This is a genomic window from Streptomyces sp. NPDC058157 (genome assembly GCF_042884105.1).
GTDB lineage: Bacteria > Actinomycetota > Actinomycetes > Streptomycetales > Streptomycetaceae > Streptomyces.
Window position 1 is genome coordinate 17913 of sequence record NZ_JBHVUQ010000071.1, and the last position, 18051, is coordinate 35963.

An 18051-nucleotide genomic window follows, 5' to 3' on the forward strand; every position below is an offset into this window, starting at 1 on the left:
TAGTCCTGATGAGCGAATTCTGCGGATCGTTCCAAATTTCTGCAAAAACTTGCGCGGAACTCCGGATGGCGGTCCGCTCACTTGAGGGCGTCGAGCGCCTCCGCGCACCGTCCCAGCAGGGAGATGAGCCGCTCGCGCTCCTCCGCGGTGAAGGCGGCGGCGAGCGCCGTCTCCACGCGCACGGCGCCCGTGTCGGCGAGCTCCATCGCGGCGCGCCCCTCGGCGGTGAGCCGGGTCTCCAGCACGTTGCGGTGCCACTCGTGCGGGGTGCGCTCGACGAGGCCGCGCTCGTGGAGGTTCTTCAGCACGGTGTTCATCGTCGGCGCGGTGACCCCGCAGAGCCGGGCCAGGGCCGCGGCGGAGATGCCCGGCTTCTCGGCGAGCCAGAGCAGGGCCGCGTACTGCGGAACCGTTACTTCGGCCGGCTTGCAGGCGGCTGTCTTCGCCGCGAGCAGCGCCTGTTCGGCGCGCTTGACGTGCGAACCGATGCGCTCCTCGGGGGGCATGGAGGTCATGGCGCCATCCTAATGACCCTTGCCAATCATTAGACCTCTAACTACTCTTCGAACCCTACCGCCCAGAAGGAAGCGAACACCCATGCGCAAGCTGTCCCACGCCCTGCCCGTCGCCGCCCTCCTGGCCCTCACCACGGCGCTCACCACCGGCGCCGCCCCGGGCCCGGCCCGCGTGTCGACGGCGTTCACGCTGCCCGGCGCGAAGGTCTACCCCGAGGGCATAGCCGCCGACGCCCGCACCGGCACGGTGTACGTCGGCTCGTACGCGGACGGGACCGTCTACCGCGCCCGCCCCGGCGCCCGGACGGCCGAGGTCTTCCTGCCCTCCGGCACCGACGGCCGGCACACCGCCAACGGCCTGCGCGTCGACGCCCGGGGCCGCCTGTGGGTCACCGACTCCACGGCCGGCGTCGCGGTGTACGACACGGCGACGGGCACCCGCCTGGCCCACTTCGAGGCCGACCCCGCCGTCCCGCACTTCATCAACGACCTGACCATCACCCCGGACGGCACCGCCTACCTGACGGACAGCGTCCGCGCGGTGATCTACCGCGTCACCCCCGCCCAGCTGCGGGCCGGCTCGGGCGCCCTGACGGTCGGCTACGACCTGAGCCGGCAGGTCACCCCGCCGCCGCCGGGCAAGTTCACCCTCAACGGCATCACCTCCGACGCGGCGGGCCGCTACCTCCTCGCGGTCGACATGACCGCCGGGGAGCTCCACCGCGTCGACCTCGCCACCGGCGCCCTCAGCCGGGTCATCCTCACCGGCGGCGACCTCAAGGCCGCCGACGGCCTCGACCTCTCCCCCACCGGCACCCTCCGGGCGGCCCACAACATCACGAACACCCTGACCCGCTGGCAGCTCACCCCGGACGGCACCCGCGCCCGCCTGCTCCACACCCTCACGGACCCGGCCCTCCAGATCCCCACCACCCTGGCCCACACCCCGACCCGCACCCTGGTGGTCCGCTCCCAGTTCGACAAGGGCGGCCCGATGACCCCGTCGACGGGCACCCCGACCACCTTCACGGTCGCCGCGGTCCGGGGGCTGTAGCGGTCCGGCACCCGAAGCACGCGCCCACCGGCCGGGCGCACGGCACCGGCCGCGCTCGCGCCACCCGCCGGGCTCGCGGCACCGGCCGCCGCCCCGGGCCGGTCCGTGTCAGTGGCGCGTGCTTCCATGCCGCCATGAACACCGCCGCCACCACCGCCGCCCTCCTCCCCGACCCGGCCGCCCTCCGCACCCACCTGCGCGCGCTGGCCGTGCTGGACGCGGCGATCGGTGACGATCCGCAGTACGTCTGCCACACCTTCGACGCCGCCTGGGGCCCCGAGGAGGAAGCGGCCCTGATGGACAACGGCTCGGGTGACGAGTTCTCCGTCCTCTTCACCCCGGCCGGCGTGCTCGTCCGCGGGTTCGACCACGAGTCGCCGATGAGCCCGTACGCCACGGACGACGAGCAGGTCTGGCCCGGTGTCGTCGACGAGGTGCCCGCCGCACTGCGCCCGCTCCTCGACGAGCCGGCCTTCACCGACCCGGACACCGGCGCCCCACGGGTCACCGCCTGCCTGTGGTGGGAGACCGGCGGCACGGCCTGGCACACCGGCTCGGCCGTCGACTTCCCCCCGCGCAGCACCGACCCGGACGGCTCGGGCCACCTCTTCCGCCTCCTCACCGACCGCTCCCCCGAGGCCGTCCAGGCCCACTTCGAGGACCACTACGAGCGCCCGGTCCCCCTCGACGCCGTCCGCCACGTCCTCGCGGGCCACCCCCTGACCCCCGAGACCGCCCGCGCCCTCAACCCGGCCGCCCTCTCCGACGAGGCCCTGCTCCGCCGGATCGCCGCCCACCCCGAGGTCGACGCGTACCTCGCCTGCGACGGCGAGTTCGACCTCACGCGGACCGACCCCATCGAGGAGTCGATCGCCCTGCCGGCCGGTCTGCCGGTCGAGCCCGTGGCCGGCTGCGGCGCGGGCGGCACCCACTACCTGTGCGGCCCGTCCGGCCCCGACAGCGCGCGCCCCGTCCTCTACACCGACTCGGAGGGCCAGGCCACCCTGCTCGCGGAGTCCCTCGCCGAGGCCCTGACCCTGGTCATCGTCCTGCCCTCCTGGCACGACGCCCTGGCCGGCTTCCGTCCGCCCGTCCTCAACGCCGACCACCTGGAGGACAACCCGGACCACCCCGAGGTCCGCGACCGCCTCCTCGCCGCACTCCGCCTCCCCCCGGCCACCGAGCCCGAGGTCCTGGCCCGCCTCCTGACCACCGCCGCCCGCACCGTCCCGGACGGCTTCCTCCCCATGGTCGAGGGCGAGGAGGCCTTCGAACCGATGCTGCGCCCGCCCACCGCGTAGCACCGCCCGTCACCCCGGACCTCGACGCACTCACTCCGGCGGCAGCAGATCGCTCCCGCTGACGGTGTACGCCAGGTGGGGGTAGACGAAGTCCGTCTCCTGGTTCTCGCGGCGCCGGAGCCCGTAGAACGCGCGGCTCTGTTCCTCGTCCGCCTCCGTCAGGCGCTGACCGCCCGGGAGGTACGCCTCCCCGTCGCGGAACCGGACGACGGTCTTCGAGGTTCGGAAGGTCACGCCGAGCCATTCGTCGCCCTCCGCCGGGGCGGGCGCGTCCAGGACGATCCGGTGCCTGAGCCGCCGGTTCGCCGCGACGGAGAAGACGACGACGCCGTTGTGGACGAGGGGGACCTCGAACCCCTCGCCCCCGGACGCCCCCTTCTCTTCGAAGACGAGCTTCCTCGACGGGCCCTCCCCGCCGCGCCGGTAACAGGAGAAGACCGCGATGGACGACCCTTCGGCGAGGTCGAGGGCCTGGTCGCTGTGGCTGCCCATGGTCTTGTAGGCGTTCGTGTAGCGCTCGACGAGGGCGTTGTCGAAGGCGGCCGGCAGGCCCGCCCGCTCCCGCACCCGCCGCGCGAGCCGCTCGTGCACCGCCCCGAAGCGCTGCGCCGGGCTTCCGTACCGGGTGGTGGTGCGGACGAGGGGGACGCCGCCGTCCGCGTCGACCCGCACGAGCACGGCGCCGCGCCGCCCCTTCCCCACGTCCTCCCAGCGGGTCGCCCCGGAGAGCTCCGCGAAGAGGTCCCCCGCGGCATCCAGGGCGTACGAGGCGACCCCCTCCACCTGCCTAGGTTCGAGGGGCAACGTAGTCTCCCGCGTTCATGCTGAAGAGGAACCCGCCGCCGTAGTCGACGAAGGCCGAGCTCCGGTTCTCCTCGGCGTACAGCCCGCGCAGCCGGTCCATGCCCTCCGGCGTGGGCGGTTCCAGCTCCACCAGCCCCTCGCCCGTCGTCTTCAGGAACGTCCGGCCGTCCTTGTGGACCGCCTCCCTGCCCGAACAGCGCACCACGTATCCCAGGCGGGTCGGGAGCGACTCGGCGGGGAGCGCCGCGGGCCGGATCTCGTGCGTGTACAGGCGGTTGGTGGACAGCGGCATGAGGAACACGGAGCCGGGGTGCAGGGTCACGGTGAACTGCGCGGGGAGCACGGCGGCGTCCCGCTGCTCCTTGAGGCGGAACCGGAGCCGGGTCAGCCCGCTGACGCCCCGCACACCACGGTCGAAGGGGTCCTCGGCCAGCGGCTGGAGCTTCTCCAGCCCCTCGTAGAAGGTGCAGAAGGCCATGACGCCGTTGACCGGCATGTCCTTCGTCTTGTCGGCGTGCGCCGAGATCCTGGCCTTGGACTGCTTGCGCCCGGCCGTCGCCCGGGTGTTGTGGTAGACCTGCGCGAGGACGTGGTTCAGCGGCGCCGCGTTCCGGAAGACGGCGGCGGCCTCACGGTTCAGGGCCCCGACGACGGCCGTGTCCGTCGGGCCGAAGCCCTCGGTCGGACCGGACAGGTTCGTGGAGCAGCGCAGCAGGCGGAAGTGCAGCTCGTCGCCGCTGCGCTCGACCGGTGTCAGGTAGATCCCGCTGCGGTGGGCCGTCCCCGGCTTGGTCGACTCCGTCAGCGACTGGAACACGTGCTCGGCCCGGATCCGCCCGAAGTGCCCGGCGTCGGGGTGGAAGAACCGGCGGTAGTACACCCCGGCCCCGTGCACCCGCAGCGGAACCCGGCCGAGGCCGACGACCGTCCAGGGGCCGCCGTTCCCCACGCGGTACCCCCGCGCCAGCTCCCGGACGACGAACACCCGGCCCGCCGCCGCCAGCTGCCGCCCGCTGATCCGGGACACGTCCCCGCACAGGTAGACGGTCTTCCCCGCGAGGCCGACCGCCCCGGCGTCCAGCTCCTCCGGGGTGATCACGACCCCGAAGAACCCCCGGACCGAGTCATCACCCCGCAACGCCGAAGGCGCCACCAGCACGTTGCCCGCGTCCTCGATCCGGGCTTCTTCCGTCGGCTCTGTCGCATACATGGAACGGTCCCGCCTCCCGGATCGCGGTGTACTACGCGGACTCGACGAAGTCGAGGTGACTTCGGAACTCTGCGGCCAGTTCGTGCTCGTGGCCGTGTGCGGGCAACGGCCACGGAGCCTGCTCTCCATTCGCCATGGCGAGGCCACTCGCGAACCAGACAAGGGGTGGGTGGGCACGAAAGGCTTGCGAGCTGAACCCCGTCTTGTCGAGGGTCGTGGAATTCCCCTGAGATGCTGGTGTTACAGGGGCCCCAGAACCTCCGCACAGTCAAGGGCGAGGCGTCCGATGGTACCGGCCTCATCAGGGGAGCGGATCAAGGAATAAATGAAGAGCCCAGCGGCGACCGATCCGTGCAGGACCCTGACATACGTGTCGGTGGCGAAGCTCCATGGACTGCGGAGCAGAGCCTTGTTCAGCACGATGGCCTCAAGCACCACACCAACAATCACGGCACATGCCGTGTAAGCCATCACCCACCATATGGAAGGTCCGGGCTCGGCTTCGAAGACGAGCTGCAGGCTGGTACCGCCTACGAGCAGGGGGACCGGGGCAAGCAGGTAAAGCAGAACCGTGATTGGTACGTGCCAGGGGCCCATGAAGAAGACGTACTCAACCTCGTCTTCGTCGTCCTGAGCCATCTCGTGGAAGCGAGATGGCGTCGGGTCGAAGTGGTAGTGGTTCTGAACGAAGTGTTGATCTCGACCTGCCTGGTGCACTTGGGCGGCATCGGAGGCGTCGACCCGCATCGACCAGGACTCGTTCGACTCCCCCTCGCGACGGGACGGAGTCACGACTGTGCGATCTTCTGATCGCGCCCGGCCTGGAACACCTGCCCGTTGCCGCTCGCATGGGCAGTCATGTTCACTGAAGGGCGGGGCCCGCCGACGCTCTCTCGATCGAGCGCCGTGCTGAACTGCCTGAGGGCATCAAGAGCATCCGGCTGTGCGACAAGCAGGCCGAGAAAGTGCCCGTTCCACACCGTCACCAACGCGGCGCGAGTGGGCTCGTCACCCTCTCGGAGGGAATCCACAAGAGCCCTCCGATGCCCGTCGAAATCCGCATGGACCGCGTCGGCGGCCTCGGGTCGGAACCGTTGCCAGAGCCCGACGACGCTGTCCCTCGCACGCTGCCAGCCATCCGTAGCCATGGCCGAGACGATGGCGGTGCCAGCCGCACTGGCGACTGCGACGATCTGTGGGTCCACCGATTCCCCCTGACAGACGCGGAATGATGACGTTGTGACTCCATGCACTGTCGCGGCCCTCCGGCGTGCACACAGCAAGTCATCAGCTATAGCACGTCGTTGGCAGTTCACGCAGGCCTTCCGCCCGCTGACTCACACCCCTCGTCATGTCCGATGAGTACCTGATGGCAGTTTGCGAAAGGTCACGACAGGGGACTGCCACTGGCGCCCTGCATGCGACGAGGCCATCGACTTCGAGGTACGTGACGCGCGCGGCAGGCCCTGATGCTCGCATGGGCGAAGATCCGCGTCGAGCCGGGATCGTGGTCCGGTCCAGAGCTGGTGCGGCTGACCCGCCGGCGAGAGGGCCGCCGATCCCGGCGGAACGGCCGTGTTGCCGTTTCTCTCCGATGCCCCCGTGCACCCGTCGGGCATGGCCGCAGGCTGTGGCGCTGGCTCAGGCTGTCCCGCCGAACGCACGCCTGCTGTACGGCCTGATCCGAGCCACCGCTTGCCGCCTGGGCGGCTAGGCGGCACCTTCACCAACCTTCCTTTGCCACGCGTTCGCCACCGCCCTGCGCGCTTTGGGCTGAAAGGTCGTGTCATCCCGTCGAGGGTGCTAGTGACTCGTGGCGATGGCGAGCCCCTCCCCTTGCCAGAGTGGGGCGTCCCGCCGACGGTCACGGCATACGGGGAGATCCTGGAGTATCTGCAGGGGCACCTGACCGGATACGAGTGCCGTCCCAATTGGGGCGACCAGCTCGCCAGGGTGTTCGCGGGCTTGGACGAGGCGGCGGTAGCCAGTTTCACGCAGGCACTCGCCGCCTCCACCACTCTGGCAGCCGCCCCCGAGCAGCGTGGGGACGGCAAGGCTCCCTGACCATCATCACCGCTGGTCAGCACCATCCCAACACGGGCGGTCAGTAGTGGTACCGAGCCGCAAGGATGATGATCTCCTTCTCCGTCACCAGGTAGACGAGGCGGTGCTCGTCGTCGATCCGCCGCGACCACGCGCCAGGCAGGTGGTACTTCAAAGGTTCCGGCTTGCCGATCCCTGAGAACGGGTCACGCCTGACGTCCTCGATCAGCTTGTTGATCCGGGCGAGGATCTTGCGGTCGTTCTTGAGCCAGGACGTGTAGTCCTCCCATCCCTGATCCTCGAAGACAAGCCTCACCCGGCACCCGCACTCGCGTCCGCCGAGTCCGGATCGATCAGCTCGCGATCCGACACGTTGACATGGGCCAGGGCGTTCTCGTACGCCTTGAGCAGCCGGCGGGCGTTCGCCGGAGAGCGCAGCAGGTACGAGCCCTCGCGCAGCGCCGCGTAGTCCTCTGCCGAGACGAGCACGGCATTGCCGTGCTTCGAGACGATCTCGATGGCCTCGTGGTTCTCGTTGACCTTCTTGATCAGCGGAAAGAGTTCCCTGCGGGCTTCGCTCGCGGTTATGGACATGCCCTGCCCCCATCCCTCAAAGTGGTACCTAATAACGTACCACTTTCGGCAATCTCCGGCCGGGTCGAACGGCTGAAACACGAGGGGGCCGACTCCCGGCGGAGTCGGCCCCTTCTGACCTGCATGTTTGCCCCGTCAGCGACGTGGTGCCAATGCGTCCGCTCAGACGTTGAAGCGGAACTCGACCACGTCGCCGTCCTGCATGACGTAGTCCTTGCCCTCCATGCGGGCCTTGCCCTTCGCGCGGGCTTCCGCGACCGAGCCGCAGTCGACCAGGTCGGCGAAGGAGATGACCTCCGCCTTGATGAAGCCGCGCTGGAAGTCGGTGTGGATCACGCCGGCCGCCTCGGGGGCCGTGGCGCCCTGCTTGATGGTCCAGGCGCGGGTTTCCTTCGGGCCGGCCGTCAGGTAGGTCTGGAGGCCCAGGGTGGCGAAGCCGACGCGGCCGAGGGTGGCCAGGCCGGGCTCGTCCTGGCCGACGGACTGGAGGAGCTCCAGGGCTTCCTCGTCGTCCAGCTCGGCGAGGTCCGCCTCCAGCTTGGCGTTGAGGAAGATGGCCTCCGCCGGGGCGACCAGGGCGGACTGCTCGGCCTTGAAGGCGTCGTCCGTCAGCTCGTCCTCGTCCACGTTGAAGACGTAGAGGAACGGCTTGGTGGTGAGCAGGTGCAGCTCGTGGAGGAGGTCGCCCTGCTCGGTGCCCTTGGTGATGCCCTGGGAGAAGAGGGTGTCGCCGTTCTCCAGGATCTTCTGGGCCTTCTCGGCCGCCGCCAGGACCGCGACCTTGTCCTTCTGGAGGCGGGACTCCTTCGTCAGGCGCGGGACCGCCTTCTCGATGGACTGGAGGTCGGCGAGGATCAGCTCGGTGTTGATCGTCTCGATGTCGTCCTTCGGCGAGACCTTGCCGTCGACGTGGACGACGTTCTCGTCCTTGAAGGCGCGGATGACCTGGCAGATCGCGTCCGACTCGCGGATGTTCGCGAGGAACTTGTTGCCCAGGCCCTCGCCCTCGGAGGCGCCGCGCACGATGCCGGCGATGTCGACGAAGTCGACCGTGGCGGGGAGGATGCGCTCCGACTTGAAGATCCCGGCCAGGACGGCGAGGCGCTGGTCCGGGACGCCGACGACGCCGATGTTCGGCTCGATGGTGGCGAACGGGTAGTTGGCCGCCAGTACGTCGTTCTTGGTCAGGGCGTTGAACAGGGTCGACTTGCCGACATTCGGCAGGCCGACGATTCCGATCGTGAGCGACACGTTGGCGACTTCCCGTAGCTGATTGGGGGCGGCGGCCCGGAGTGGGCCGTCGGACAGTTTACTTTCCTGCGGGCGCGCGCGTGGTTGTACGCGTGTCCGAGCGGGCGGGGCGGGGCCTCCCGCCTAGGTTGGTGGGGTGGAGCGATACAGGATGCGTTCGGTACGTCACCCGCAGGTGCCCGCCCAGGCGGGGCGGCGCCCCCGGCCGCCCGCGTCCGCCGCCGCCCGGCGGATGCCGCGGCCGCGGCTGACCGGGCTCGGCGGCGGGCTGTTCGCCTGTGCGGCGATGCTGCTCGTCGCCGGGATCTGCCGGCTGCTGTTCGGCTCCTCGCTGTTCGCGTACGGGCTGCTGTTCCTGCCCGTGGCCGCCCTGACCGCGCTGTGGGTGCGGCCCGCCGACCTGATCACCGCGCCGGTGTGCGTGCCGATCGCCTTCGCCGCCGGGGTGTGGCCCGTGTCGGGCGGCTCGGGCGGTTTCGGCGGGGAGCTGATGGGGGTGGTGTCGGCGCTGTCCCTGCACGCCGGGTGGCTGTACGCGGGGACGCTGGTCGCGGGGCTGATCGCGCTGGTGCGGCGGGCCGCGCTGAGCGGGCGGCGGAGGGCGGCCAGGAGGGCCGGCAGCAGCTCCGCCGCCTGCTGAACGGCTAGGCGGTCAGGCCGTGAGGCCGTCGCGGGCCGCCATGGCGGCGCCGACGATGCCGGCGTTGTTCTGGAGTTTCGCCGGGACGATCTGCGCGCGGACGTTCTTGAGGAGGGGGACGAACTTCTCCGGTTTGCGGCTGACCCCGCCGCCGAGGATGAAGAGGTCCGGGGAGAACAGCATCTCGACGTGCGCCAGGTACTTGTCCAGCCGGTGCGCCCAGCGCTCCCAGCTGAGGTCCCCGTCCTCCTTGGCCTTGACCGAGGCCCGGGTCTCCGCGTCGTGGCCCTTGAGCTCCAGGTGGCCGAGCTCGGTGTTGGGCACGAGCCGGCCGTCGCGGAAGACGGCGCTGCCGATGCCGGTGCCCAGGGTGAGCAGGACGACCGTGCCGGGGACCCCGCGCCCCGCCCCGTAGGTCATCTCGGCGACGCCCGCCGCGTCGGCGTCGTTGAGGACGGTGACCGGGCGGCCGTCGAGGGTCGCGGAGAGCAGGGCGGCCGCGTCGAGGCCGATCCAGGCCTTGTCGACGTTGGCGGCCGTCCGGGTCACGCCGTGGGTGACCACGCCGGGGAAGGTGACGCCGATCGGGCCGTCCCAGGAGAAGTGGCGGACGACCTCGGCAACGCCTCCGGCCACCCCCTCGGGGGTGGCCGGATGTGGTGTCAGTACTTTGTGGCGCTCCTGCGCCGGTTCGCCGCGGTCCAGGTCCACGGGAGCGCCCTTGATCCCCGTACCGCCGATGTCCACACCGAAGATCTGCATGGACTCACCGTACGAAGCCGCCGCCGTACGGGCTACTCGTCGGAGGCTCCGGCCGCCAGTTCGGCGGCCTCGGTGCGCAGGTCGCGGCGGAGCTCCTTGGGCAGCGAGAAGACGATGTGCTCCTCGGCCGTCTTGACGATCTCCACGTCGGCGAAGCCGCGCTGGGCCAGCCACTCCAGGACCTCCTCGACCAGCACCTCCGGCACGGAGGCGCCCGAGGTCAGGCCGACGGTGGTGACGCCCTCCAGCCAGGCCTCGTCGATCTCGCTGGCGAAGTCGACCAGGTGGGCGGCGCGGGCGCCGGCGTCGAGGGCGACCTCGACGAGGCGGATGGAGTTCGAGGAGTTCTTGGAGCCGACGACGACGACCAGGTCGGCGTCGGCGCCCATCGCCTTGACGGCGGCCTGGCGGTTGGAGGTGGCGTAGCAGATGTCGTCGCTGGGCGGGGAGACGAGCAGCGGGAACTTCTGCTTCAGCGCGTCGACCGTCTCCATCGTCTCGTCGACGGAGAGGGTGGTCTGGGAGAGCCAGACGACCTTGGACTCGTCGCGGACCTCGACCTTGGCGACGTCGTCGGGGCCGTCGACGATGGTGATGTGGTCGGGGGCCTCGCCGGAGGTGCCGATGACCTCCTCGTGGCCCTCGTGGCCGATGAGGAGGATGTCGAAGTCCTCGTTGGCGTAGCGGACCGCTTCCTTGTGGACCTTGGTGACCAGCGGGCAGGTCGCGTCGATGGTCGCGAGCCGGCCCTGCGCCGCTTCCTCGTGCACCACGGGGGCGACGCCGTGGGCGGAGAACATGACGATGTTGCCCGGCGGGACCTCCTCCGTCTTCTCGACGAAGATCGCGCCCTTCTTCTGCAGCGTCTGGACGACGTACTTGTTGTGCACGATCTCGTGGCGGACGTAGACCGGGGCGCCGTACTGCTCGAGGGCCTTCTCGACGGCGATCACGGCGCGGTCCACGCCCGCGCAGTAACCGCGCGGGGCGGCGAGCAGGACGCGGCGGGAAGCGGGTGCGGGGGCAGTCATACGCTCCATCGTACGGGGGGCTCCAGGAGGCCGGACGTCCCCCGTCCGGCAGAGACTGGGTCGAACGTCCGTCCTCACAGCCCCTCGGAGGAGCGATGGCAGCCGCTGTGGATCCTGGTACGGCCGCACCCCCGGCACTGCGGCGGAGTCTGGGCTTCCGGGACCTGGTGGTCTACGGGCTGCTGTTCATCGCGCCCATGGCCCCGGTCGGGGTCTTCGGCACGCTGGACGCGAAGTCGCACGGGGCGGTGGCGCTGGTCTACGTGGTCGCGACCGTGGCGATGGGGTTCACGGCGTTCTCGTACGCGCAGATGGTGCGGGTGGCCCCGCAGGCGGGGTCGGTGTTCACCTACGCCCGCAAGGGGCTGGGCGAGGGGCCGGGGATGATCGCCGGCTGGATGGCGGCGCTGGACTACCTGCTGATCCCGGCGGTGGCGTACCTGTTCTCGGGGATCGCGATGAACGCGCTGGTGCCCGAGGTGTCGCGGTGGGTGTGGACGGCGCTGGCGGTGGTGGTGACGACCCTGCTGAACCTGTGGGGGGTGCGGGCGGCCGCGCGGGTGGGGTTCGCGGTGCTGGCGGTGGAGATCGTGGTGCTGCTGGTGTTCCTGGTGTCCGCGGTGGTGGTGCTGGCACGGGACGGGGCGCGGCGGGGGTGGCTGTCGCCGCTGACGGGGGACGGGTCGCTGGGGTTCTCGGCGGCGGCGGTGGTGGGGGCGGTGTCGGTGGCGGTGCTGTCGTACCTGGGGTTCGACGCGATCGCCTCGTTCGCGGAGGAGGTGACGGGGGGCGGTGCGCGGGTGGCCCGGGCGGTGCTGCTGTGCCTGGGGCTGACCGGGGTGCTGTTCGTGGCGCAGACGTACCTGGCGGCGCTGCTGGCCCCGTTCCCGTCGGCGGAGCTGGCGGCGGATCCGGCGTTGCAGGGGCCGGCGTTCTACACGGCGGTCGAGGCGTCGGTGGGGGGCTGGCTGCACGACCTGGTGGCGGTGAGCAAGGCGGTGGGGGCGGCGTTCGCGGCGCTGGCGGGGCAGGCGGCGGCGGGGCGGCTGCTGTTCGCGATGGCCCGGGAGCGGCGGCTGCCGGGGGTGCTGGCGCGGACCTCGGGGGGTACTCCGAGGGCGGCGCTGCTGGTGGCGGCGGTGGTGACGCTGGTGGCGGCGGTGTGGGCGGCGCGCCGCGACGACGGGCTGGACCACCTGGTGTCGGTGGTGGACGTGGGGGCGCTGGTGGCGTTCACCCTGTTGCACGCGTCGGTGGTGGGCTGGTTCGTGGTGCGGCGCATGGAGGGGCCGCCGAGCTGGGTCCGGCACCTGGTGGTGCCGGTGCTGGGGGCGGCGGTGACGGTGGCGGTGATCGTGGAGGCCTCGGGGACGGCGCAGGCGGTGGGGGCGGTGTGGCTGGCGGTGGGGCTGGGGGTGCTGTTCTTCCAGCGGGGGCGGAGGGACCCCGACACCCCGCCCGGGGCCTGAGACGCTGTCAGCGTCGCCGGTTAGCCTCCCTGTATGGGTCTCAATACGTCGGCGGAGGCGCCGCTGCCGGTCGGTCAGGTGTCCCGGCTCATCGGGGGCTGGATCGACCGGCTGGGCCAGGTGTGGGTGGAGGGGCAGATCACTCAGCTGTCCCGGCGGCCGGGGGCGGGGGTGGTGTTCCTGACGCTGCGCGATCCCTCGCACGACATCTCCGTCAGCGTGACCTGCTTCCGCCAGGTCTTCGACGAGGTCGCGGACGTGGTGTCGGAGGGTGCGCGGGTCGTCGTCCTGGCGAAGCCGGAGTGGTACGCCCCGCGCGGGCAGCTGTCGCTGCGGGTGACGGAGATACGGCCCGTCGGGATCGGGGAGCTGCTGGCGCGGCTGGAGCGGCTCAAGCGGTCGCTGGCGTCGGAGGGGCTGTTCGCGCTGGAGCGCAAGAAGCCGCTGCCGTTCCTGCCGCAGCTGATCGGGCTGGTGGTGGGGCGGGCCTCGGCGGCCGAGCGGGACGTGCTGGAGAACGCGCGGCGGCGCTGGCCGGCGGTGCGCTTCGAGGTGCGCAACGTGGCCGTGCAGGGGGTGCACGCGGTGCCGCAGGTGGTGCGGGCGGTCAAGGAGCTGGACGCCCTGGACGAGGTCGACGTGATCATCGTGGCGCGGGGCGGCGGCAGCGTGGAGGACCTGCTTCCCTTCTCGGACGAGGAGGTCGTGCGGACGGTCGCGGCGGCCCGGACGCCGGTGGTGTCGGCGATCGGGCACGAGCCGGACTCCCCCTTGCTGGACCTGGTGGCGGACCTGCGGGCCTCCACGCCGACGGACGCGGCGAAGAAGGTGGTCCCGGACGTCGGCGAGGAGCTGGAGCGGGTGCGCCAGCTCCAGGGCCGGGGGCTGCGGGCGCTGCGCGGGCTGCTGGAGCGGGAGGAACGGGGGCTGGCGCACGCGCTCGCGCGGCCGGTGTTCGTACACCCGCAGCGGATGGTGGAGACCCGGGAGGACGAACTGGAGGCCCTGCTGGGCCGCAGCCGGCGCACGCTGGGGCATCTGCTGGACCGGGCGGAGTCGGAGCTGGAGCACACCCGGGCCCGGGTGGTGGCCCTGTCCCCGGCGGCCACGATGGAGCGCGGGTACGCGGTGCTCCAGCGGGCCGACGGGCACGTGGTGCGGGCGCCCGGGGAGGTCGCGCCGGGCGAGGCGCTGCGTGCGCGGGTGGCGGAGGGCGAGTTCGCCGTGACGGTGGTGGAGGCCCGCTCGGGCTCCGCTGGAGACTGACACGTTCCGGCAACGAAGTCGTTGTAAGACACATCTACGATGGGACAGGGAATGACCGAGGCCGATACGACGCTGGGCTACGAGCAGGCGCGCGACGAGCTCGTCGAGGTCGTCCGCAAGCTGGAGGCCGGCGGCACCTCGCTGGAGGAGTCGCTCGCGCTCTGGGAGCGCGGCGAGGAGCTGGCCGGGGTCTGCCGGCACTGGCTGGAGGGCGCGCGCGCCCGGCTGGACTCGGCGCTGGCCGCCCGGGAGGCGGCCGAGGCGGCGGGCGGGGGCGGCGCCGAGGAGTGATCCGGATCACCGGCGAAGGCAAGTAGTTGAAATTTCATCTACTTTTGTCCTACAGTCGGACCACCGCTTCACCTCCGTACAGAAGAAGGCTTACCGATGTCTCTCGTGCTCGACGCCGCTGCCCAGGACCTGCTGTTCCGCGAGGCCCGCACCGCCAACTCGTTCTCCGACGAGCCGGTGACCGACGAGCAGGTCCAGGCCATCTACGACCTGGTGAAGTACGGCCCGACCGCCTTCAACGGCACGCCGCTGCGCATCACCCTGGTCCGCTCCGCCGAGGCCCGCGAGCGCCTGGTGAACCTGATGTCGGACGGCAACAAGGCCAAGACCGCCGCCGCCCCGCTGGTCGCGATCCTCGCCGCGGACAACGAGTTCCACGAGGAGTTCGACACCCTCCTGCCGCACTACCCGGCGGTCAAGGGCTTCTTCACCGAGCGCCCGGCCCGCGAGGCCTTCGCCGCCCGCAACGCCATGCTGCAGGCCGCCTACTTCATCGTCGGCGTCCGCGCCGCCGGTCTGGCCGCCGGCCCGATGACCGGCGCCGACCTCGAGGGCATCAGCAAGGAGTTCCTCGACGGCGACCACAGCGCGCTGATGGTCGTCAACATCGGCAAGCCCGGCGAGGGCGCCTGGCACGACCGCTCCCCGCGCCTGGCCTACGACGAGGTCATCACCACCGTCTGAGCCCCGGCACGACGCCGCCGACGCGCGAAAAGGGCCGCCCGCCCCGGTTCCCCCGGGGCGGGCGGCCCTTTCGCACGCGGCCGCGGCGACCGCAGGGGTCACTGCCCCTGCTTGAACTCCAGCGCCGCCGCCATCGCGCCCAGCTGCTCGAAGGAGCCCGTACCGGTGACCACGGTGACGTAGCCCTGGTCCTGGCGCACCAGCGCGTCGTACTTCTCGCCGTCCCAGCGCTCCCACGCCCGGTCGCCGACCTGCTGGCTCTGCCCGGTGGGCGCCGCCTTCTGGGTGAGCTTGGCGAGGTTCTTCTGCGAGGCGTCCGTGGACTGCTCGATCGCCACGTACTGCTGCTGCGGATCCAGGAAGCCCAGGTGCCAGGCGTTGGCGTTCTTGCGCTCGAAGGTCACCGAGGTCGCCCGCCACTGCTCCGGGAGGCCCACGGGGGCCGCCACCGGGTACGGGGCCGCGCGCCGGGCCGTCAGGGTCTCCACCCGGTAGTCGACCGTGCGCGTCGGGTCGGCTTTGTCGTCGTGCGGGATGAACATGTAGATGCCCGCCACCACGACGCCGATCACCGCCAGCGACCGGACCATGTCCCAGACCGTCTGCTTGCCTTTCATACCTGCCACCCCACCATCGTCCCGCATGGCAGACGGCGATCACCGCCGGGGGTCGCCGTGGCGCCGGTGCGGGCGGCGCGCGAAGGGCGGGCGGTGTCCGCTCAGCCGGACCGCTTGACCGATAATGCGCTCATAAGTGACCCGCTCTGCTCAATATGTCGACGAACCGATAGAGTTCCAGCACCCTCACACTCCCGGCCGTCGTCGTACAGAAAGGTGCGCTCCGATGACCGAGCACAACCTGCCGCCCCAGCTCGAAGTCGCCCCCGACTCGCCTGACCGCAACCTCGCCCTCGAACTCGTACGGGTCACCGAGGCTGCGGCGCTCGCCGCGGGCCGGTGGGTCGGCCGTGGCGACAAGCTCGGCGCCGACGGCGCCGCGGTCAACGCGATGCGGACCCTGATCTCCACCGTCTCGATGAACGGCGTCGTCGTCATCGGCGAGGGGGAGAAGGACGAAGCCCCGATGCTCTTCAACGGCGAGCGCGTCGGTGACGGCACCGGCGCCGAGGTCGACATCGCCGTGGACCCGATCGACGGCACCACCCTGAACGCCAAGGGCATGCCGAACGCCATCGCCGTCCTGGCCGCCGCCGACCGCGGCACCATGTTCGACCCGTCCGCCGTCTTCTACATGGACAAGCTCGTCACCGGCCCCGAGGCCGCCGACTTCGTCGACATCAACGCCCCCGTCTCGGTCAACATCCGCCGGGTCGCCAAGGCCAAGAGCATCGCCCCCGAGGACGTCACCGTCGTCATCCTGGACCGCCCCCGCCACGAGGGCATCGTCAAGGAGATCCGCGAGACCGGCGCCCGCATCAAGTTCATCTCCGACGGCGACGTCGCCGGCTCGGTCATGGCGGTGCGCGAGGGCACCGGCGTCGACCTGCTCATGGGCATCGGCGGCACCCCCGAGGGCATCATCTCGGCGTGCGCCATAAAGTGCCTCGGCGGCACCATCCAGGGCAAGCTCTGGCCCAAGGACGAGGCCGAGCGCCAGAAGGCCATCGACGCGGGCCACGACCTCGACCGCGTCCTGACCACCAACGACCTGGTGTCCGGCGAGAACGTCTTCTTCGTCGCCACCGGCATCACGGACGGCGAGCTGCTGCGCGGCGTCCACTACCGCTCGGAGACCGCGACCACCTCGTCGCTGGTCATGCGCTCGAAGTCGGGCACGATCCGCCAGATCGACTCCACGCACCGCCTGTCGAAGCTGCGCGCCTACAGCGGCATCTCCCTGGGCCGCGCCCAGTAGGAGCGGCCCGGGCCGGCGACGGCAACGCCGAGGGGCGGTCCCCGTGCGGGGGACCGCCCCTCAGTCGTCTCCTCCGGCCTGCGCGGCCCGCGGCTCAGCCCGCGGCGGCGACCGGTCCGGGCGCGCCCGGCAGCAGTTCGGCGGCGCGGCGGCGCCTGCGGCCCAGCACCACCCGCCGCTCGGCGGCGGTCAGCCCGCCCCAGACCCCGTACGGCTCGGGCTGGAGCAGGGCGTGCTCCCGGCAGGCGACCATCACCGGACAGCGGGCGCAGACCCGCTTGGCGGCCTCCTCGCGGGCCAGCCGGGCCGCGGTGGGCTCCTTGGACGGTGCGAAGAAGAGACCCGCCTCGTCCCTGCGGCACACGGCCTCCGTGTGCCAGGGGCCGTCCTCCTCTTCCCTGGCCGCCACCCTCGGCTTCGGCACGGCGGCCGGGCGCGTCTGAAGGGTCTGGACGGCGGCTGCCTGCAGGGACTGATGCGGCGGATGCGGCACGGTCTACTCCTGACGACGGGTACGCGAGCGAGAGACGATGCACCTGTCCCTACCCGCTGCGCGTGCCCCTATGCACCGGTGTCGGCGGGCCGGACGCGGTTCGTCCGAAACCCACCCACCGGCGGCGCGCTCAGCCGAGCCGCTTGCGCAGCTTGTCGGCGAGGTCGACGAGGCGGGCGCCGAGCTTGGGCCGGGCCTCGATGTTGCCGAGCACGGCGAGGCCGCGGACGATCACGACGGGCGCCTGCGGGTCGGCAGCCGCGCCCCCGCCGCGGACCTCGAAGTTGCCGAGGAGCCCGCTGCCGTAGCCGCGCAGGGTGACGTTCTCCGGGACCAGGACCTCGACGTTGCCGAGGACCGCGACCACGTTGAACTCGGTGACCTGCTGCTCGAACACGGCCTCGGTGAGGTCGATGGTGATGTCGCCCAGGACGGAGACGGCGCGGGTGTGCGGACCCGGGCGCCAGCGGCCCTTGCGGGCGGAGCTGCTGCACACGGCCACCACGGACTCCACGGGGCCGATCCCCGCCGGGGCGGCGGTGGGGGCGGCAGGGGCGGCGGCTCCGGCCGGCAGGTCGCGGACGAGCACCTCCAGCTCCCCCACCGTCTTGACCGCGTAGAGGGTGTCCAGGCGCTCGGAGTGCTCCTCGGGCGTCAGCCGGCCCTCCGCGAGCGCGTCGGAGAGGATCTGCGCGATCCGGTCCCGGTCGGCGTCGGAGGCGCGCAGCCCGCCGGCGGCCGGGGCGGCCGGGGCGGCCGGGGCGGCCG

The 18051-nt window shown here is 71.6% G+C and carries 21 protein-coding genes; 8 read left to right on the forward strand and 13 right to left on the reverse strand.

Annotation, left to right across the window (positions count from 1 at the left end; all coding sequences use genetic code 11):
• Positions 1–77: 77 nt before the first annotated feature.
• Positions 78–515 carry a MarR family winged helix-turn-helix transcriptional regulator gene (locus ACFVXK_RS19370; RefSeq protein ID WP_389613206.1) on the reverse strand — a complete coding sequence of 146 codons (438 nt, stop codon included), beginning with the start codon at positions 513–515 and terminating at the stop codon, positions 78–80.
• Between the two features lie 82 nt (positions 516–597).
• Between ACFVXK_RS19370 and ACFVXK_RS19375 the strand changes: the two genes are divergently transcribed.
• Positions 598–1569, forward strand: coding sequence for an SMP-30/gluconolactonase/LRE family protein (locus ACFVXK_RS19375; protein ID WP_389613208.1), 972 nt, complete (start codon positions 598–600; stop codon positions 1567–1569).
• A gap of 134 nt (positions 1570–1703) precedes the next feature.
• Positions 1704–2870, forward strand: a complete 1167-nt coding sequence (locus ACFVXK_RS19380; protein WP_389613211.1) for a hypothetical protein — start codon at positions 1704–1706, stop codon at positions 2868–2870.
• Between the two features lie 30 nt (positions 2871–2900).
• Here the strand turns inward: ACFVXK_RS19380 and ACFVXK_RS19385 are convergent, their stop codons facing one another.
• From ACFVXK_RS19385 to ychF, 7 genes are all read right to left on the reverse strand, one after another.
• Complete coding sequence (locus tag ACFVXK_RS19385; RefSeq protein WP_389613213.1) at positions 2901–3674, reverse strand: hypothetical protein; 774 nt, start codon at positions 3672–3674, stop codon at positions 2901–2903.
• Positions 3658–4884 (reverse strand): hypothetical protein, encoded by a 1227-nt coding sequence (locus tag ACFVXK_RS19390; RefSeq protein WP_389613215.1) that lies wholly within the window; start codon positions 4882–4884, stop codon positions 3658–3660. The genes ACFVXK_RS19385 and ACFVXK_RS19390 overlap by 17 nt, the downstream gene beginning before the upstream one ends.
• 240 nt (positions 4885–5124) lie before the next feature.
• Positions 5125–5631: a hypothetical protein gene (locus tag ACFVXK_RS19395; RefSeq protein WP_389613217.1), complete on the reverse strand. Its 507-nt coding sequence runs from the start codon at positions 5629–5631 to the stop codon at positions 5125–5127.
• Positions 5632–5672: 41 nt separating this feature from the next.
• Entirely contained in the window at positions 5673–6089 is a 417-nt protein-coding gene (locus tag ACFVXK_RS19400) for a hypothetical protein (protein WP_389613219.1), read from the reverse strand.
• Positions 6090–6988: 899 nt separating this feature from the next.
• Entirely contained in the window at positions 6989–7243 is a 255-nt protein-coding gene (locus tag ACFVXK_RS19405; RefSeq protein ID WP_389613221.1) for a Txe/YoeB family addiction module toxin, read from the reverse strand.
• Positions 7240–7521: a type II toxin-antitoxin system Phd/YefM family antitoxin gene (locus tag ACFVXK_RS19410; RefSeq protein WP_389613223.1), complete on the reverse strand. Its 282-nt coding sequence runs from the start codon at positions 7519–7521 to the stop codon at positions 7240–7242. The genes ACFVXK_RS19405 and ACFVXK_RS19410 overlap by 4 nt, the downstream gene beginning before the upstream one ends.
• A 162-nt stretch (positions 7522–7683) precedes the next feature.
• The gene (ychF, locus tag ACFVXK_RS19415) at positions 7684–8772 is read right to left on the reverse strand and encodes a redox-regulated ATPase YchF (protein WP_358895422.1); all 1089 of its coding nucleotides are present in this window, start codon (positions 8770–8772) and stop codon (positions 7684–7686) included.
• 151 nt (positions 8773–8923) lie between these two features.
• Here ychF and ACFVXK_RS19420 point away from each other — a divergent pair, with 151 nt between their 5' ends.
• Positions 8924–9412 carry a DUF6542 domain-containing protein gene (locus ACFVXK_RS19420; RefSeq protein ID WP_389613225.1) on the forward strand — a complete coding sequence of 163 codons (489 nt, stop codon included), beginning with the start codon at positions 8924–8926 and terminating at the stop codon, positions 9410–9412.
• Positions 9413–9424: 12 nt separating this feature from the next.
• Here ACFVXK_RS19420 and ppgK read toward each other — a convergent pair whose 3' ends face one another.
• Positions 9425–10174 (reverse strand): polyphosphate--glucose phosphotransferase, encoded by a 750-nt coding sequence (ppgK, locus tag ACFVXK_RS19425; protein ID WP_389613227.1) that lies wholly within the window; start codon positions 10172–10174, stop codon positions 9425–9427.
• A gap of 32 nt (positions 10175–10206) precedes the next feature.
• Positions 10207–11214: a 4-hydroxy-3-methylbut-2-enyl diphosphate reductase gene (locus ACFVXK_RS19430; RefSeq protein WP_389613229.1), complete on the reverse strand. Its 1008-nt coding sequence runs from the start codon at positions 11212–11214 to the stop codon at positions 10207–10209.
• 86 nt (positions 11215–11300) lie between these two features.
• On the opposite strand from ACFVXK_RS19430, the gene ACFVXK_RS19435 reads away from it, so the two are divergent.
• The 4 genes from ACFVXK_RS19435 (at position 11301) to ACFVXK_RS19450 (ending at position 14915) form a co-directional block, all read left to right on the forward strand.
• Positions 11301–12674: an APC family permease gene (locus ACFVXK_RS19435; RefSeq protein WP_389613232.1), complete on the forward strand. Its 1374-nt coding sequence runs from the start codon at positions 11301–11303 to the stop codon at positions 12672–12674.
• Positions 12675–12707: 33 nt separating this feature from the next.
• Complete coding sequence (gene xseA / locus ACFVXK_RS19440) at positions 12708–13940, forward strand: exodeoxyribonuclease VII large subunit (RefSeq protein ID WP_389613234.1); 1233 nt, start codon at positions 12708–12710, stop codon at positions 13938–13940.
• 51 nt (positions 13941–13991) lie between these two features.
• A complete protein-coding gene (locus ACFVXK_RS19445; RefSeq protein ID WP_389613236.1) occupies positions 13992–14231 on the forward strand; it encodes an exodeoxyribonuclease VII small subunit in 240 nt (79 codons plus the stop codon).
• A 96-nt stretch (positions 14232–14327) separates the two neighbouring features.
• Positions 14328–14915, forward strand: a complete 588-nt coding sequence (locus tag ACFVXK_RS19450) for a malonic semialdehyde reductase (RefSeq protein ID WP_389613238.1) — start codon at positions 14328–14330, stop codon at positions 14913–14915.
• Positions 14916–15013: 98 nt separating this feature from the next.
• Here the strand turns inward: ACFVXK_RS19450 and ACFVXK_RS19455 are convergent, their stop codons facing one another.
• Positions 15014–15532: a DUF4245 domain-containing protein gene (locus ACFVXK_RS19455; RefSeq protein ID WP_389613250.1), complete on the reverse strand. Its 519-nt coding sequence runs from the start codon at positions 15530–15532 to the stop codon at positions 15014–15016.
• Positions 15533–15758: 226 nt separating this feature from the next.
• On the opposite strand from ACFVXK_RS19455, the gene glpX reads away from it, so the two are divergent.
• Positions 15759–16790: a class II fructose-bisphosphatase gene (gene glpX, locus ACFVXK_RS19460; RefSeq protein WP_389613239.1), complete on the forward strand. Its 1032-nt coding sequence runs from the start codon at positions 15759–15761 to the stop codon at positions 16788–16790.
• Between the two features lie 94 nt (positions 16791–16884).
• On the opposite strand, the gene ACFVXK_RS19465 is transcribed toward glpX, so the two are convergent.
• Together ACFVXK_RS19465 and ACFVXK_RS19470 are read right to left on the reverse strand one after the other, a co-directional pair.
• Entirely contained in the window at positions 16885–17283 is a 399-nt protein-coding gene (locus tag ACFVXK_RS19465) for a WhiB family transcriptional regulator (RefSeq protein ID WP_389613241.1), read from the reverse strand.
• A 130-nt stretch (positions 17284–17413) separates the two neighbouring features.
• The coding region (locus tag ACFVXK_RS19470) for a DUF1707 domain-containing protein (RefSeq protein WP_389613243.1) at positions 17414–18051 on the reverse strand (638 nt) is incomplete at its 5' end.

Excerpts from the sequence above, each read along its gene's own strand:
- ACFVXK_RS19370 (WP_389613206.1), bottom strand. The coding sequence starts at position 515 with ATGACCTCCATGCCCCCCGAGGAGCGCATCGGTTCGCACGTCAAGCGC.
- ACFVXK_RS19375 (WP_389613208.1), top strand. The coding sequence starts at position 598 with ATGCGCAAGCTGTCCCACGCCCTGCCCGTCGCCGCCCTCCTGGCCCTC.
- ACFVXK_RS19380 (WP_389613211.1), top strand. The coding sequence starts at position 1,704 with ATGAACACCGCCGCCACCACCGCCGCCCTCCTCCCCGACCCGGCCGCC.
- ACFVXK_RS19390 (WP_389613215.1), bottom strand. The coding sequence starts at position 4,884 with ATGTATGCGACAGAGCCGACGGAAGAAGCCCGGATCGAGGACGCGGGC.
- ACFVXK_RS19395 (WP_389613217.1), bottom strand. The coding sequence starts at position 5,631 with ATGCGGGTCGACGCCTCCGATGCCGCCCAAGTGCACCAGGCAGGTCGA.
- ACFVXK_RS19410 (WP_389613223.1), bottom strand. The coding sequence starts at position 7,521 with ATGTCCATAACCGCGAGCGAAGCCCGCAGGGAACTCTTTCCGCTGATC.
- ACFVXK_RS19420 (WP_389613225.1), top strand. The coding sequence starts at position 8,924 with ATGCGTTCGGTACGTCACCCGCAGGTGCCCGCCCAGGCGGGGCGGCGC.
- ppgK (WP_389613227.1), bottom strand. The coding sequence starts at position 10,174 with ATGCAGATCTTCGGTGTGGACATCGGCGGTACGGGGATCAAGGGCGCT.
- ACFVXK_RS19430 (WP_389613229.1), bottom strand. The coding sequence starts at position 11,214 with ATGGAGCGTATGACTGCCCCCGCACCCGCTTCCCGCCGCGTCCTGCTC.
- ACFVXK_RS19435 (WP_389613232.1), top strand. The coding sequence starts at position 11,301 with ATGGCAGCCGCTGTGGATCCTGGTACGGCCGCACCCCCGGCACTGCGG.
- xseA (WP_389613234.1), top strand. The coding sequence starts at position 12,708 with ATGGGTCTCAATACGTCGGCGGAGGCGCCGCTGCCGGTCGGTCAGGTG.
- ACFVXK_RS19445 (WP_389613236.1), top strand. The coding sequence starts at position 13,992 with ATGACCGAGGCCGATACGACGCTGGGCTACGAGCAGGCGCGCGACGAG.
- ACFVXK_RS19450 (WP_389613238.1), top strand. The coding sequence starts at position 14,328 with ATGTCTCTCGTGCTCGACGCCGCTGCCCAGGACCTGCTGTTCCGCGAG.
- ACFVXK_RS19455 (WP_389613250.1), bottom strand. The coding sequence starts at position 15,532 with ATGAAAGGCAAGCAGACGGTCTGGGACATGGTCCGGTCGCTGGCGGTG.
- glpX (WP_389613239.1), top strand. The coding sequence starts at position 15,759 with ATGACCGAGCACAACCTGCCGCCCCAGCTCGAAGTCGCCCCCGACTCG.